This is a genomic window from Armatimonadota bacterium (assembly GCA_031459715.1).
Taxonomy (GTDB): domain Bacteria; phylum Sysuimicrobiota; class Sysuimicrobiia; order Sysuimicrobiales; family Humicultoraceae; genus Humicultor; species Humicultor tengchongensis.
Genome location: JAVKIA010000010.1, coordinates 34,812 through 50,540, shown reverse-complemented (window position 1 = coordinate 50,540; position 15,729 = coordinate 34,812). Strand labels below are relative to the sequence as shown.

Here is a 15,729-nt window from a genome sequence, read left to right as displayed (position 1 = left end):
GCCGCACCTTTTCGACGGCTGTGGCACTCACGGCCGCACCTCCTCACCGCAGCCGCCCGCCGCGTCCTGCGCTTCCACCGCCTCTGCCAGCCGGTCCTTCTCCTGGCGCAGGCGCCCCCGCAGGTCCTGATCCGCTACCGCCAGGATCTGCGCCGCCAGCAGGGCCGCGTTGTGCATTCCCCATGCGCCGATGGCCACCGTGGCCACCGGGACCCCGGGGGGCATCTGCACCGTCGAGAGCAGCGCATCCAGACCGCCCAGGGGCGTCGCCTGCAGCGGGACGCCGATCACCGGCAGCACGGTGTGCGCTGCCAGGTTCCCGGCCAGGTGCGCGGCTCCCCCCGCGGCGGCGATGATCACTCGCCACCCCCGTCTCTCTGCCTCCAGGGCCAGCCGGCAGGCGCGTTCTGGCGAGCGGTGGGCGGAGGCGACAGTGGCCTCAAAGGTCACGCCCAGCCGCCGCAGGACTGCCGCCGCCTCTTCCACCAGCGGCAGGTCCGTGCCGCTCCCCACCACGATGCCCACCTGCGGCCGGGCTCCCTGCCCCCCGCCGGGACCCTCACCGGGAGCGGGCGCGCCGCCGCTCACCGGCAGCACGGCGGAGGAGCCGACCTCCCGACGGGGCTGCAGGCCGATGTCGCGGCGGTACCGCCGGCCGGGAAAGCGGATCTCCTCCGCAGCCGCCAGGGCCAGGGCGCGGGCGGCGTCGACGGACTCCCCCCGCGCCACCACCGTGCATACCCGCCCTCCCGCGGTGACCACGCGGCCGGTCTGCAGCGCGGTGCCGCTGTGGAAGACGACGACCTGCGGCCGGATCCGGTCCAGCCCCTCGATGGGCAGACCGCGCTCCGCCGCCTCCGGGTAGCGACCGCCTGCCAGGACGATCCCCACCGCCGCCCCCGTGTGCCAGCGCAGCTCCAGCCGGTGCACGGTCCCCTCTACTGCGGCCAGGAGCAGCTCCACGGGGTCGGTGGCGAGCAGCGGCAGGATCACCTGGGCCTCAGGGTCGCCGAAACGGCAGTTGAACTCCAGTACCTTCGGCCCGCCTGTGGTGAGCATCAGACCTGCATACAGGATGCCGGTGAACGGGCACCCCCGGCGGGCCAGCTCAGAAACAGCGCGCTCCAGAATGTCTGTGACTTCCTGCGCAGTAGATGGCTCCAGAGCGACGGGTGCCACCGCCCCCATGCCGCCCGTGTTGGGCCCCCCGTCGCCCTCCAGCAACCGCTTGTGGTCACGCGCGGGCAGCAGCAGCCGCACGGACCGGCCGTCGGTGACCGCCAGGGCGCTCAGCTCTTCCCCGCTGAGCCGTTCCTCGACGACCACCCGGCGCCCCGCCGCGCCGAACGCCCCCTGCATCATGGCCCGCAGGACCGCCTCCTCCGCCTCGGCGGAGGTGTGGCAGACCGCCACGCCCTTTCCCCCGGCCAGCCCGTCGGCCTTGACCACCAGCGGCCGGCCGGCGCCGCGGACGAAGGCCAGGGCGGCACCAACTTCGTCGAACGCCCGCCAGGCGGGCGTGGGGATGCCAGCAGAAGCCATGACCTCCTTGGCGAAGGACTTGCTGGACTCGATCCGCGCCGCAGCCCGGAAGGGTCCCACCACGGGCAGGCCAGCGGTCATGAAGCGGTCAACCACCCCCGCCGCCAGCGGTGCCTCCGGGCCGATGACGGTGAGGTCGGCACGAAGGCCTTGTGCGGCCTCGGTCAGGGCGGGGATGTCCAGGGGGTCGACCGGAACAGAGGGTCCAAGGGCCAGGGTCCCCGCGTTACCGGGTGCGAACCAGAGGCGCGGACGGTGTGGGGACCGCGCGAGCGCCCACCCCAGGGCGTGCTCCCGCCCTCCGCTGCCGACGATCAATATCCTGATTGCCAGGTCTCCCTGAATGTTCGTGTTACGCCTTGGCGACCGGCACCCAGCCAGCGGCATTCAAAGCGATCGTGCACAGATTCTCAGGCTGGAGGCAAGCAGGAAGATGCTAAAGTTCGTAATTGGAAAATCGTTTGTGTGCGGTCGAACAACTCGCGGGCGGGAGGCTCGACTCCTCCCGCCCGCACGAACTACGCCGGAGAGCTTGCCGCTACATTGGAGGCGTGGGCGGAGTGGGAGTTTCCTTTTCCTCCTCCGGCTTCTCCACCACCATCGCCTCGGTGGTCAGCAGCAGACCGGCGATGCTGGCTGCGTTCTGCAGCGCAGTCCGGACGACCTTGGCCGGATCGACGATGCCGGCCTTCATCATGTCCACGAACGTGCCCGAGAGCACATCGTAGCCAAACCCCGGTGGCTGCTGCCGCGTCTGCTCCACGATGATCGACCCCTCCTGGCCAGCGTTGACCGCCAGCTGGCGGGCCGGCTCGTCCAGGGCGCGGCGGACGATGTTGGCGCCCGTAGCCTCGTCGCCCTGCAGCTCCAGCTTCTCCAGGGCAGCGGCCGCAGTGACCAGGACCGTCCCGCCGCCGGGGACGATGCCTTCCTCAGCGGCGGAGCGCGTCGCCCGCAGCGCGTCTTCAGTGCGCGTCTTGCGGTACTTCAGCTCGGCCTCGCTGGGCGCCCCCACCTTGATCACGGCCACGCCGCCGGAGAGCTTCCCCAGCCGCTCCTGCAGCTTCTCCCGGTCGTAGTCGGACTCCGTCTCCTCGATCTGCTTGCGGATCTGCTGGATGCGCTTCTGGATCTCCTGCTGGCTGCCGGCGCCGCCGACAATGATGGTCTCCTCCTTGCGCACCTTCACCTGGCGGGCCCGCCCCAGGTGCTTGACGTCCACGTTCTCCAGCTTCATCCCCACCTCTTCGCTGACCACCTGGCCGCCGGTGAGGATGGCGATGTCCTGCAGAATGGCCTTGCGCCGATCGCCGAAAGCAGGAGCCTTGACGGCCACGGCAGAGAGCGTACCGCGCAGCTTGTTCACCACCAGGGTAGCCAGAGCTTCGCCCTCCACGTCCTCGGCGATGATCAGCAGCGGTTTGCCCACCTGCACCACCTTTTCCAGCACGGGGAGCAGGTCCTTCACGGCGCTGACCTTCTTGTCGGTGATGAGGATGAGAGGCTCCTCCAGCACCGCCTCCATCTTCTCGGGGTCGGTGATGAAGTACGGGGAGATGTATCCCTTGTCGAACATCATCCCCTCGACCACCTCCACGGTGGTCTCAATCCCCTTGGACTCCTCCACGGTGATGACGCCGTCCTTGCCTACCTTGTCCATGGCGTCGGCGATGAGCCGGCCGATGGCGGGATCGTTGGCGGAGATGCTGGCCACGTAGGCGATCTCCTCCTTGGTCTCCAGTGGCTTGGCCACCGCCTTGATGTGCTCCACCACACGCTGCGTGGCCCGATCGATGCCCCGCTTCAGGGCCATGGGGTTGGCCCCCGCGGCTACCATCTTGAGCCCGTCGCGGATCATGGCCTGCGCCAGGATGGTGGCGGTGGTGGTGCCGTCGCCGGCCACGTCCTCGGTCTTGGTAGCCACCTCGCGGACGAGCTGCGCCCCCGCGTTCTCAAATGGATCCTCCAGCTCGATCTCCTTGGCCACGGTCACACCATCGTGGGTGATGGTGGGGGAACCAAATTTCTTCTCCAGTACCACGTTGCGGCCTTTGGGGCCCAGGGTGATGCGCACAGCGTCGGCCAGCTTGTTCACCCCGCGCTCCATGGACCGCCGCGCCTCTTCGTTGTACGCAAGAATCTTGGCCACTGCCGTCACCTCCGTCGGCCACAACCTCCCGCCCCTCCGCCGGCCGGACCGTATGTAGGTGTCCGGGGGCCGGCCCGTCGGCAGAGGCGCAGGAGGACCTAGACCTTGGCCGGGGTCTTCTCCACCACGGCCAGGATGTCGCTCTGGCGCAGGATCAGGTACTCCTGGTCCTCGATCTTGACCTCGGTGCCGGCGTACTTGGCGAAGAGCACCCGGTCGCCGACGCTGACGTCGAGGGGCAGGCGTCGCTTCCCCTCATCATCCCATTCCCCCGGACCGACGGCGACGACCTCGCCGTGCTGGGGCTTCTCCTTGGCGGTGTCGGGCAGGACGATCCCGCCCTTGGTGCGCTCCTCCTCTTCCAGGGGCTTGACGACCACACGGTCGCCCAGTGGTCGAAGCTGCATCCTCCGCTCCCTCCTTTACCTTCGCCGACCGCTACAGCGGCCGGAGCATCTGGGTCGCCCGACCCGGGGACACCCGACCGCTGCCAGCCGGGGTGGGTCGGTGATTAGCACTCTAGGTCGTAGAGTGCTAGCACTCGTAATGGTAGGCAGAGGGCCCGGACGATGCAAGCCCCTCTTTCCTCCGCAACCGGCTGCAGGTGAGGGGCGTTTCCAACACACCGTGAACGATGGGAAATCCCTCCAGCCCTCTGCGGAGCATGCGCGAGGGCGGCTCCACCGGCCTTGCCCACAGGTTTGTGCACATTATCCACAGCCCGCCGGCCACCCGCAAAAGGCGAACATTCGTAGGCTTGAACCGACATTCGAGATCCGGCCGGAGGAACGAGGGCTACCCCGGCCTGCTCAGGCCAGGGGGAGGTCGGCGGCGACGGAGAGGTCGAACCCATCCGACTCCCCCTTAAGCAGGCGCGCAGCCCCTGCGGCCGCGATCATCGCCGCGTTGTCGGTGCACAGGGCCGGAGGGGGGACAAGGAGGGGCAGGCCGTGCCGCCGAGCTTCCTCCTCCGTCCGCAGCCGCAGGAGGGTGTTGGAGGCAACTCCACCGGCCAGCATCACCCCGCGAGGGCGGTACGCGTCCACCACCCGGAACAGCTTCGCCACCAGGACCTCAACCACCGCCCGGCGGAAACTCGCGGCGAAATCGCGGGCGAACCCCGCGTCTGCGGGCCGGGCGCGCCAGACGCGCAGTGCAGCGGTCTTCAGCCCGCTGAAAGAGAAGTCGTAGGCGCCGTCGGGAAAGGGCAGCGGCAGGGGGACGCGGTCCGGATCTCCCCCCTCAGCCAGGCGGTCAAGGGGGGGACCGCCCGGGTATCCCAGCCCCATCATCCGCCCCACCTTGTCGAAGGCCTCCCCGGCCGCGTCGTCGCGGGTGCGCCCCAGCACCTGGTAGCGGCCCTCTTCCCGCATGAGGACCAGGTCGGTGTGCGCCCCGGAGACAATCAGCACCGCCGCGGGCACCGGCCAGGTGGAACGGTCGAGGCGGTTGGCATAGATATGTCCTTCCAGGTGGTTCACGCCTACCAGAGGGAGGCCGCAGGTATAGGCCAGCGCCTTGGCCGCGGCCACGCCCACCGCCAGGCTGCCCGGCAGGCCGGGACCGCGCGTGACCGCCACGCCAGCCACGGCCCGCAGGGCCACGCCCGCCCGCTCCAGCGCCTCGTCCAGCACCGGCAGCAGGCGCTCGATGTGGCGGCGGGAGGCGAGCTCGGGGACGATGCCGCCAAAGCGGCGGTGCAGGTCGGCCTGCGAGGCGATGACGTTACTGCGGATGGAAAAGCTGGCGTCGATGACGGCGGCGGCCGTCTCGTCGCATGAGGTCTCGATACCCAGCAGCAGGGTCAAGGCGGGTCAGGAGCCGAGGAGGGCGGCGCGCAGTTTCTCGTATCGCCGCCGGAACTCCTCCTCCCAGATATTGCCCGTCCACATGACCAGAGCGTCTTCCCCGTTATCGCTGTAGTAGTGGCGCCGCACGCCCACGTCCCGGAAGCCGTACTTGCGGTACAGGCTCTGCGCCACCAGGTTGGAGCGGCGCACCTCCAGCTGCACCCACCGGGCGCCCCGCTCTCCGGCCCTGTCGATCAGGGCCACCAGCAACCGCTCGCCGATCCCTTGCCCGCGCATCCCCGGGTGGACGGCGATGGTGGTGATGTGGGCTTCGTCCATCACCACCCACATGCCGGCGTAGCCGACGACGACTCCCTCCCGCCGCGCCACCAGGTAGACGGCAGTATGGTTGCGGTCCAGCTCGTGCTCGTAGGCCTCGCGCGGCCACGGACTGGGGAAGGAGCGGCGCTCGATTTCCAGGACCGCCGGGATATCTGCCGGCGTCATCGGCGCGATCTCGACACGGGTGATCTCCTTGACCATGCGGCGCTTACGGTATCATAGCGCATTCTCGGGAGTGCCGCTGGCGCTCAGACCACCATGGGGCGACGGCCGTAGACGGGCACCAGTCTGTAGGGGTCGTCCCGCTGTCCGGCCAGAAGCCGCTCCCGACCCAGAGTGGCTGTCACCGCGGCGCGCGGCACCCACAGCGGCGGGGGCGCCATCCAGCCGCCGGGAACGGCCTGCCGGATGGCCTCCGGCCAGCGCGCCAGCCCGTCCCCCACAAGCAGGACCGGCTCTCCTCCGGGGACCAGACTGCCCAGCGCCTCCGGGGGGAGCACCGTGTCCTCGTGCACCCGGGTGAGGTGCTGCCCGTCTTCCCTGCGGAAGACTGCCGCCGCCACCTCGCCGCGCCTGGCGTCGAGCACGGGCAGCACCAGGCCCGGGGCGCCGGCAGCGGCGGCCAGCGCCTCCAGCGTGGAGATCCCCACCACCGGTACGCCGCTGGCCCGCGCCCAGGCCGCCGCCGTGGCGATGCCGATGCGCAGTCCGGTGAACCCCCCGGGGCCCCGCGAGACGGCCAGCCCCTCCACCTGCGCCCGGGAGACCCCGGCGTCGGCCAGTACGCGGTCGATGGCCGGGACCAGCCACTCCAGGTGGCGCATAGGTACCAGCGCGGTGATCTCGGCCAGCAGTCCTCGGGGACCGACCAGGGCCACGCTGCCGTAGGAAGTGGCCGTCTCCAGGCCCAGGACGAGCATTGCCTCTAGGCGCGGGCGGGAGCGGTACGGGAGCAGGCCGCGGCCACCGCCGCCACCGCTGCGGCCGGGCCTTCACCTGCGGCCCGGAGGCGGAGGACGCGCTCCTCCGGCTGCACGCCGTAGGCCACCTCCACCTGCAGCAGCGGAGGGCGCAGCAGGGGCGCCGCCTTCTCCGCCCACTCGATCACGGTGATCCCCCGCTCCACCAGCTCCTCCAGCCCCAGCTCGGCGGCCTCCGCTGGCTCCAGGCGGAAGAGGTCCACGTGGTAGACGGGCACAGGGCCGGCGTACTCGCGGATCAGGGTGAAGGTGGGGCTGGCGATGTACCCGGCCGCGCCGGCTCCCGCGGCGATGCCCCGTGCCAGGACTGTCTTGCCCGTGCCCAGTTCGCCGCTTAAGGCCACCACATCCCCGCGGCGCAGGTGGCGGCCCAGCAGCCGGCCGACCTGGAGGGTCTCCTTCTCACTTCCTGTACAGATGACGACGCTCACGACTCCTCGGGCCGCACGCGCACCGTCAGCCCCTCCATCCCCACCACACGCACGCGTTCACCCTCGTCGATGCGGCGGCCTTCCGCCCGCGCCGTCCACATCTCGCCGCGCACGTAGACCATCCCCTCGGGGTCCAGCACCGTGCGGGCCACGCCCACCGCCCCCACCAGCCCCTCCGCCCCGCTACGCACCACCGCGCGCTGAGCCCGGATCCCGGCCCCCACGGCAAAGAGGAAGAACGCCGCCAGCAGGGCGGCCACACCCAGGATCAGCTGCAGGGAGATACGCAGGAAGGGAGCCTGACGCGAGGTGAGCAGGATCGCTCCGAAGATGAAGGCGACCACTCCCCCAAAGGTGAGCACGCCGTGTCCGGGGATCTTCAGGTCGGCGATGAACATGACCACGGCCAGCGCGATGAGCACCAGTCCCGCCGCGTTGACCTCCAGGATGGCAAAGGAGGCCAGGCCCAGGACCAGGGCGATGGCCCCCACCACCCCGGGGAGGATCAGCCCGGGATTGTACAGCTCGGCCAGCACACCGATGATACCGATGTTCAGCAGGATGAAGCCGATGTTGGGGTCGGAGAGCAGGTTGAGGAATTGCTCGGTGATGTCCATGCGCAACGGCACCACCCGGGCACGGCGGGTACGCAGTGTCACCGGCCCCTCGGCCGTGGTCACCGCCCGGCCGTCCAGTGCGCGCAGCAGGTCGCCCTCACTGCGGGCCACCAGATCCACCACCCCCAGGCGCACCGCCTCCTCCTCGTCGGCCGAGATACTCTCCCGCACCGCCTTCTCCGCCCAATCGGCGTTCCGGCCGCGGCGCCGGGCCAGTCCGCGGATGTTGGCCACGGCGTCGTTGGTCACCTTCTCCAGCAGCGTCCTGTCCTGCTCCCCCTGCCCGCCCTGCCCCACGGCCACCGGATGCGCCGCACCGATGCGGGTCGCCGGGGCCATGGCGGCCACATTCGCCGCGAAGGTGACGAAGACCCCGGCGGAGGCAGCGCGCGCCCCCTGCGGCGCCACGTAGACGATGATGGGCACCGCACTGTTGAGCATGGCCTTGGTGATGTCGTCCATGGACTTGAGCAGGCCGCCGGGAGTGTCCAGGCGAATGAGCAGCGCCTCTGCCCGCTCCTCCTCCGCGTGCCGGATGGCCCGCATGATGTAGCGGGCCGTGGAGGGGGCGATTACTCCCTCCACGTCAATGCGGTAAACGGTGGCAACGGCGGTCGCCTGCGGCGTCGCCAGCACCTGGGGCAGGAGCAGCGGGAGCGCCAGCATCGGGCCCACTAGCGGCAGGAGCACCAGCGCAGCCAGCAGCCCCTTGCCCGCGCGCAGGGCAACGCGCAGATCCAGGCCGTCCCTCCCCGCGCTCACCACCGCCGCTCGCCTCCTCCACCGGCACCACCGGCCGGGCTTCCCACCCGTTCCTCCTCGCCCCGGGGACGGACCACCTGGCGCTCGTAGATGCGCCGCACGTCGTCCAGGGTGTTGACCTCCGCAGGCGTCTTGTCCTGCCGCCAGCGCTTGATGCGGGGGAACCGCAGGGCAAAGCCGGAGTCGTGCCGCCCGCTGCGGGTCACCGCATCGAACGCCACCTCCAGGACCACCTCCGGCTGGACCACCTTCACCCGCCCCAGGTCCGCCACCGTATGCGCGTGAAACCAGCGGGTCAGCTCCGCGATTTCCCGGTCGGTGAGCCCGGAGTACGCCTTGCCGATGGTGGCCAGCCGCCCGCCGTCACGCACCGCGAAGGTGACGTCGGAGAGAACTCCGGCCCGCCGCCCGTGCCCGTGCTCCGCGGCCACCACCACCACGTCCAGCGAGGCCAGCTCCTCCTTCCACTTCATCCACTGCCTGCCGCGACGACCCGGTGCGTAGGCGGAGTCCAGGCGCTTCACCACCAGTCCCTCGTTGCCCCTGGCCCGGGCTTCGCGGAAGCGTCGCGCCAGGTGGTCTGCGTCCTGCGCCACCGTGGCCAAAGAGGGCCGGACCGGCCCAAAGTAGCGCAGCTCCTCCAGACGCCTGCGCCGGTCCGCCAGTGGTGCCGCCAGCAGGTCGGTCCCCTCCAGGTGCAATAAGTCGAAGACGAAGAAGACTACCGGAATGCGGTCGACCAGAGCACCGGGCTCCTTCCGCCGCAGCCGCTGCTGCAGCAGGGAGAAGGGCAGCGGGCGGTCCCCCCGCCAGGCCAGGATCTCCCCGTCGACGATATAGCGGCCGGCCAGCCCCCGCAGCGCCGGCAGCAGCTCGGGGAAGGAGGCGGTGACGTCGTCCAGCGTACGGGAGAATATGGTCACCCGCCCGTCGCCTGCGTGCACCTGCGCCCGGATCCCATCGTACTTGTCCTCCACCAGCAGCGCGGTCCCCAGCGCCCGGCGCCCCGGCCCAAACGCCTCCTCCGGGGCGAAGATGGTCTCCGCCAGCATGAAGTGGAAGGGATGGAACAGCGCCAGCCGCGCCTCCTCCAGCCGTCCCCGCCGCGCCAGCACCGCCACCTCGCCTACCTGGCCGAGCAGCATGTGGGCTCGGCGGACCAGGGGCAGCAGCGCGCGCGGTGCTCCGCCCGGCGACTGCGGGGCGAAGGCCGCGGCCACCGCCTCCTCCAGCAGACCCGCCTTCACGCCCACGCGCAGGTCCGAGGTGATGATCTTCACCAGGTACTTTGCCTCCAGGGGGGTGGCCGCATCCAGCAGGTCCCGCAGGGCGGCCACCTTCAGTCCCCGCGACCCGGCCCCCGACGCCGCGGCCATGGCCTCGAAGGCGGTGCGCACACCCGCCAGCGTCAGCGGCTGCACAGGAGCGGGACGGGCGGCAAAGAGCTCCTCCGCCACGTCGCCCAGGTCCCCATGGCGCAGGTAGGCGTCGTGCAGCGCCTCCTCGCCGGTGCCCGCCAGCGCCAGCAGGACGTCCACCAGTGCCGCCCAGCCCACATTCAGCCGGCGGGCGTCGCCGGCCGGGAAGGCCGCCCCGGTGAGGAAGGTGCAGGCTGTGGCCAGACTCTCATCGTCCAGGGCGCGAAGATACTCTGCCAGGCGGGCGACCTTCTCTCCCCGGCGGGAGGTCTGCGCCACCGCCTCCATGGTCTGGGCCAGCTCCCGAAATGACTGGGGGATCTCCACAGGTTGTATTGTACCCTCCCCGCAGTCGCCGCGCCGGGATCGGGCCCACCCCGGGCGCGCCGGATGCCCGAAGCGCGGTCACGAAGTGGGGGAAGGCTCCAGGCCCAGCGGAGATTCCAGGTGCAGCACGGCAACGATCTCGCCCACCCGGGCGTTCCGGCGGTCAAGCACCGCGGGCCGGTGCAGCGGAGCCAGGATGCGGATGCCGTCCTCGCTGAGGAGGGCCAGCTGGCGCAGCACCTCGATCAGCACCGGGGCGACGGCGCGGGCGCTGCCGTCCTCGATCTTCAGCGCCAGGCCCAGGCGCCTCGGAGGCGCCGCCACCGCCACAATGGCTTCGGCTCCACCTTTCACCACCAGGCGGCCCTCCCCCACCCCCATGAGCACACTGTCCAGCCGGCCGGTGCCGCCCACCATCTCGGGAAAGGCCGTCATCGCCCCCACCACGCAGCGGGCGGCGTCGCTCCACGGCAGCGGGAGGACCTCCGGCGCGGCCAGGCGGGCGAAGGCTGTGGCCAGGTTTTGCAGCGACAGGTAGTAGGTGGGGACCCCGCAACCGTCGGTCCGCGGCGTGGCCACAGCCTCGGAGCTGCCGCACAGCGCGACCACGGCTTCGCGAATGCGCTGCTGCACCGGGTGGTCCGGGCGGCGGTAGGTGGCGGGGTCCCAGCCGTGGAGCCGGGCCAGCGCCAGCATCCCCGCGTGCTTACCCGAACAGTTGTCGTGGATCGGGCCGGGCGCCTCGCCACGGGCACGCATGGCCTCGGCGGTGGGCTGGTGCAGGGGCCAGTGGCCGCCGCACTGCAGCGCTTGCTCGTCCAGATCTACCTTGCGCAGGATCGAGCGCACCGCTGCCACGTGCATCGCCTCGCCGGCGTGGGAGGCGCAGATCACCGCCAGCTCGGAGCGCGTCAGCTCGAAGCACCTCGTGCCCCCGTCGGCCACCAGCGGCAGCGCCTGGACCGGCTTGAGGGCTGAGCGGGCGAAGGCCCGCAGGGTCGGGTCGCCGCAGGCGGCGAGCACCCGCCCGGCAGCGTCTGTAGCCACCACAGCGCCCCGGTGGAGGCTCTCCACCGCCCCACCGCGGCGCACTTCGGCCAGGACGGGAGGGTTCCCGCCCCCCGGGCCCATCAGTCCGGCGCGGACAGCGTCCGCGCGTGGGCAAACAACGCTGGCTGACCGCCGGTGTGCCAGAAGAGCACGGTCTGCTCACGGGTGAAGACCCCGCGGCGGATCAGGTCGATCAGACCGGCCATGGCCTTGCCGGTGTAGACCGGGTCGAGGAGGATCCCCTCCGTCCGCGCCACCACCTTGATGGCCTCCACCGTCTCAGGGGTGAGGATGCCGTAGCCCTCCCCTACGTACTCGTCGTGGACGAGCACGTCCTCGGGGTGGACCGCCCACTCCGTGCGCACCACCTCCGCCAGGTCGCGGACAATCCCCACGACGCGCTGCACCACCACCTCCCGCGGCGGCCCGGCACTGATCCCGACCACCCGGGCGCCGGAGTGGGTCCACCTGGCCGCAGCCAGCAGCCCGGACTGCGTGCCGCCGGAGGTGCTGGCGTGGACGATGGCGTCGGCGCGGGCACCCAGGGCGTTGAGCTGGGCAAACGCCTCGATCCCCGCCTCCAGGTACGCGGCCGCGCCCAGTCCCGTGGAACCGCCGCGGGGGATGATGTACGGCCGTCGTCCCGCCGCCGCCAGCTCCCGCGCCAGGTCCTGCACCACCCCCATGACCACGTACTCCTCCGTGGTGTTGATGAGCCGCACCTGCGCGCCGAAGAGCCGGTCCAGCAGGAGGTTGCCCTGGACCTCGTCCGGCTCCTCCCCGGCCAGGACCAGAATGGCCTCCCAGCCCAAGAGGCGCGCCGCAGCGGCGGTCATGCGGGCGTGGTTGGACTGGGGGGCGCCCACGGTGACCAGCACGTCGGCGCCCTGGACCCGGGCCTGACCCAGCAGCAGCTCCAGCTTGCGCGCTTTGCTCCCGCCCAGCGCCAGGCCGGTGAGGTCGTCCCGCTTGATCAGAATGCGCGGTCCGCCCAGGTACGCAGACAGCCGGGGCGCCTCCTGCAGCGGTGTGGGGCGGACCGCCAGGGGCACCCGGGGCAGGTGGCCCAGTTGCATTGCTTCATGCCTCCTTTTCCGCTCGTGCCTCCTGCCGTGGGCGCAACGCCCTCACCGCCGCGCCCGGGGATAGGAGCCCAGGACGCGGAGGAATGTGGTGGCGCCGCGCAGCTCGGCCAGGGCCTCTCCCATGAGCGGGGCCTCCACGTGCGCCTCCACGTCCACATAGAAGAAGTACTCCCAGGGCGCCCCGCCGCTTGCGCGCTGCTGCGCCGGGCGGGACTCCAGCTTGGAGAGGTTGAGCCCGCGGCGGGCGAACGCACCCAGCGCCCGGTACAGCGCGCCGGGGACGTTCTCCGTACCGAAGACGATGGAAGTCTTGGCCTCCTCCAGGGGCGGGGCCGGGGTGCGGCTCAGGAAGAGGAAGCGCGTCAGGTTGTCCGAAGCGGTCTGGATCGATTCCGCCAGGACCTCCAGCCCGTAGAGGCGGGCCGCCAGGCGCCCGGCGATGGCCGCGGTGTGCGCCAGGCGCTCCTGGGCCACGCGACGCGCCGCTCCCGCGGTGTCGTACTCGGGCACAGGGTGCAGCCCGTGCGCCCGAAGGAACTCCTCGCACTGCCACAGGGCCTGAGGGTGGGACAGCACCCGGCGCACCGTGTGCAGCGTCTCTCCGGGGAGGGCCAGGAGGCAGTGGTCCACGCGGTGCGTCACCTCCCCGACGATGTGCAGCGGGGACGCCAGGAGGAGATCGTAGGTCTCGTTGATGCTGCCGGCGTAGGAGTTCTCCACAGGGACGATGCCCTCTTCGGCGGCTCCCGACTCTACGGCCGAGAAGACCTCTCGCAGGGTGCGGCAGGGCAGACGCTCCACTTCGCCCCGGCTGGCGGCGATGGCCTCGTCGCTGTAGGCCCCCGGCTCGCCCTGGAAGGCCACGCGGTTACCGGCCCTGGTCACAGTCACCGGGTGGGCAGGGGCGCGGGCGTCTTTCAGGGGGATCACCTCACCTCAGGACGTGGATCGGCCCCGGCGGGGGCCCCCGGTGCAGGGCGGCGCGCGCCCGGGGCAGCGCATCCGCCACCTCCCGGGCCAGGATTCCGGCCGGCCCCACCTGCTCGGCCACCAGGTCGCCGGCCAGACCGTGCAGGTAGGCCCCGGCCCAGGCGGCAGCCAGCAGCGGGAGGCGCTGGCCGACCAGAGCTGCGATGGCACCGGTGAGGACGTCGCCCATCCCGCCTGTGGCCATGGCGGGATTGCCCACAGGGACGATGCAGGTCTGCCCGTCGGGTGCGGCGACGACGGTACGCGCCCCTTTGAGGACCACCACCGCCGAGAAACGGCGCGCGGCCTCCCGCGCTGCGCGCAGCCGGTCCTCCTGCACCGCCGCGGTGGTGGAGCCCAGCAACCGGGCCATCTCTCCAGGATGCGGCGTGAGGATCTTCTCCGCACGGCTGCCTGCCAGGACGTCCTGAGCACCCGCCAGCACGTTGAGGGCGTCCGCGTCCAGAACCAGGGGCGTGGTGCTCTCCGCCAGCAGCCGCCGCAGCAGCGCCGCCACCCCCGGTCGGCGCCCCAGACCGGGGCCCACCGCCAGGACGTCGGCGTCGGCGGCCAGGGTTGCCAGGCGGCCCCAGGCGCTTTCCCCCACCCCGCCATCCTCCGCGGGCAGCGGGTGGGGCATCGCCTCGAACTCCCGCGCGGCCACGATGAGGTAGATGGACTCGCTCACCGCCAGCGTGACCAGACCAGCACCGGCCCGCAACGCTCCCAGCGCGCACAGGGAAGGCGCGCCGGAGAACCCCACCGAGCCGGCCAGGACCAGGACGCGTCCGTAGGTCCCCTTGTGGCTGTCCGCACGCCGCGGGGGAAGTGCCTCCCGCACCATCTCGGCCGTGACCGCGCGCGTCCCGGGGCGGACGCGTTCCAGGAGCGCCGGGGGATAGCCGATGTCGGCCACGTAGAGCTGGCCGACGCAGGCGGCGCCCGGGTAGACCAGGAGGCCGACCTTGGGCCAGCCCATGGTCACCGTGGCCGCCGCCGTGATTGCCACCCCCCGCACCGCGCCGCTGTCGGCGTCCACACCTGAGGGGATGTCCACCGCTACCACGGGCACGGCGGCAGCGTTCGCCACCTCGATGAGCTCTGCCGCCAGCCCCATGGGCTGCCCGCGGAACCCCGTGCCGAAGATGGCGTCGATGATCACATCCGCCCCCCGCACGCGCTCCCGCACTCCTGCCAGCGCCGTGCTCACCACCGGCGCGACCTCCACGCCGGCCTCCCTGGCCAGTGCCAGGTTCCGCCGGGGCTCACCCGTCACCTCGTCTTCCCGGGCCAGGAGGAAGACTTCAACCTGCCAGCCGCGGGCGGCCAGGTAGCGCGCGGCCACCAGTCCGTCGCCCCCGTTGCTCCCCTTGCCGGCCAGGACCACGCAGCGCCTTCCGCGGGGGGAGACCACCCCGGCCACCACCTCCGCGACCCGCCGCCCGGCGTTCTCCATCAGGAGCGCGGAAGACATGCCGAGCTCCTCCGCCGCGCGGCGGTCCAGCTCGGCCATCTCTGCGCTGGTCAGCGCATACATTCCAGATGGTGTTTCCCCGGCACCGGGACCATCCCCTTGCTCCTTGCCCACACTATCCACAGCACTCACAGCCGATGAACGAAGGTTCGGGATTGACGCCCCGAGAAAGCGATGCTACCGTGCCTTGCAGAGGGGCGCGAGCCTCCCGGCGAAATAGCCGAGTCAAACGTCGCGCACGTGGACTCTGACAGCCGCGTGGGTCTTCTCGGGGGGTAACTCCCGAGATCAGCCCTGTGGGCAGTAGGAACCGGCGGTGCGGCCGAAGACGGTGAAAAGCCGCAGAAAGCTCGCGTCCCTCTTCGCGTCTTCTGCCCCTCGCTCAGACCACGCACACGACGGGCGGTCACCACCGCAGGGCCACCGCGCTGGCCGCCGCCAGCGAGCCGCTGTGGGTGAGCGAGACCAGCACCTCGGCCACACCGCGTGCCTCCGCCAGTCGCTGCGCCGCGCCGTGCAGAATGACGGCGGGCCTGCCCTGGGGGTCGGTGCGGATCTCGATGGTCCGCCACCCCACGCCGCGCCACCCCACCCCCAGCGCCTTCATCACCGCCTCCTTGGCGGCAAAGCGGGCGGCCAGGCGCTGCAGCCGGGCCCGGGCGGGGCGGGCCCGGGCCAGCTCCTCCGCGGTGAAGAGCCGGTGCAGCAGGCGGTCGCCCCGGCGGTGCAGCGCCGCCTGCAGCCGATCCACCTCCACGATGTCTACACCGACACCCGCGATCTCCATCCGTCC

At 71.5% G+C, this 15,729-nt stretch carries 14 protein-coding genes; all 14 read right to left on the bottom strand.

All coding sequences use genetic code 11. The annotated features are described in order from the left end of the window. Positions 1-27 precede the first annotated feature (27 nt). Entirely contained in the window at positions 28-1,860 is a 1,833-nt protein-coding gene (purD, locus tag QN152_05835; protein MDR7539041.1) for a phosphoribosylamine--glycine ligase, read from the bottom strand. 220 nt (positions 1,861-2,080) lie between these two features. Next, positions 2,081-3,649 carry a chaperonin GroEL gene (gene groL / locus QN152_05830; protein ID MDR7539040.1) on the bottom strand — a complete coding sequence of 523 codons (1,569 nt, stop codon included), beginning with the start codon at positions 3,647-3,649 and terminating at the stop codon, positions 2,081-2,083. A gap of 140 nt (positions 3,650-3,789) precedes the next feature. Further along, positions 3,790-4,098 carry a co-chaperone GroES gene (groES, locus tag QN152_05825; protein ID MDR7539039.1) on the bottom strand — a complete coding sequence of 103 codons (309 nt, stop codon included), beginning with the start codon at positions 4,096-4,098 and terminating at the stop codon, positions 3,790-3,792. 402 nt (positions 4,099-4,500) lie between these two features. Next, complete coding sequence (tsaD, locus tag QN152_05820; GenBank protein MDR7539038.1) at positions 4,501-5,499, bottom strand: tRNA (adenosine(37)-N6)-threonylcarbamoyltransferase complex transferase subunit TsaD; 999 nt, start codon at positions 5,497-5,499, stop codon at positions 4,501-4,503. A gap of 6 nt (positions 5,500-5,505) precedes the next feature. Next, complete coding sequence (gene rimI, locus QN152_05815; protein MDR7539037.1) at positions 5,506-6,024, bottom strand: ribosomal protein S18-alanine N-acetyltransferase; 519 nt, start codon at positions 6,022-6,024, stop codon at positions 5,506-5,508. A 47-nt stretch (positions 6,025-6,071) separates the two neighbouring features. Beyond that, on the bottom strand, positions 6,072-6,743 hold the full coding sequence (gene tsaB / locus QN152_05810) for a tRNA (adenosine(37)-N6)-threonylcarbamoyltransferase complex dimerization subunit type 1 TsaB (GenBank protein ID MDR7539036.1): 672 nt from the start codon (positions 6,741-6,743) through the stop codon (positions 6,072-6,074). A 5-nt stretch (positions 6,744-6,748) separates the two neighbouring features. After that, complete coding sequence (tsaE, locus tag QN152_05805; protein ID MDR7539035.1) at positions 6,749-7,234, bottom strand: tRNA (adenosine(37)-N6)-threonylcarbamoyltransferase complex ATPase subunit type 1 TsaE; 486 nt, start codon at positions 7,232-7,234, stop codon at positions 6,749-6,751. Further along, positions 7,231-8,613 (bottom strand): nodulation protein NfeD, encoded by a 1,383-nt coding sequence (locus tag QN152_05800; GenBank protein MDR7539034.1) that lies wholly within the window; start codon positions 8,611-8,613, stop codon positions 7,231-7,233. Before QN152_05800 ends, tsaE begins: the two co-directional genes overlap by 4 nt. Next, positions 8,610-10,358: an ATP-dependent DNA ligase gene (locus QN152_05795; protein ID MDR7539033.1), complete on the bottom strand. Its 1,749-nt coding sequence runs from the start codon at positions 10,356-10,358 to the stop codon at positions 8,610-8,612. Before QN152_05795 ends, QN152_05800 begins: the two co-directional genes overlap by 4 nt. Positions 10,359-10,436: 78 nt before the next feature. Next, complete coding sequence (locus QN152_05790) at positions 10,437-11,489, bottom strand: asparaginase (protein MDR7539032.1); 1,053 nt, start codon at positions 11,487-11,489, stop codon at positions 10,437-10,439. Next, entirely contained in the window at positions 11,489-12,484 is a 996-nt protein-coding gene (locus tag QN152_05785) for a D-cysteine desulfhydrase family protein (protein ID MDR7539031.1), read from the bottom strand. Before QN152_05785 ends, QN152_05790 begins: the two co-directional genes overlap by 1 nt. 51 nt (positions 12,485-12,535) lie before the next feature. Next, positions 12,536-13,423 (bottom strand): prephenate dehydratase, encoded by an 888-nt coding sequence (pheA, locus tag QN152_05780; GenBank protein MDR7539030.1) that lies wholly within the window; start codon positions 13,421-13,423, stop codon positions 12,536-12,538. A gap of 1 nt (position 13,424) precedes the next feature. After that, complete coding sequence (locus tag QN152_05775; protein ID MDR7539029.1) at positions 13,425-14,999, bottom strand: NAD(P)H-hydrate dehydratase; 1,575 nt, start codon at positions 14,997-14,999, stop codon at positions 13,425-13,427. A gap of 343 nt (positions 15,000-15,342) precedes the next feature. Then, complete coding sequence (locus tag QN152_05770; protein ID MDR7539028.1) at positions 15,343-15,723, bottom strand: holo-ACP synthase; 381 nt, start codon at positions 15,721-15,723, stop codon at positions 15,343-15,345. Between the last annotated feature and the right edge of the window lie 6 nt (positions 15,724-15,729).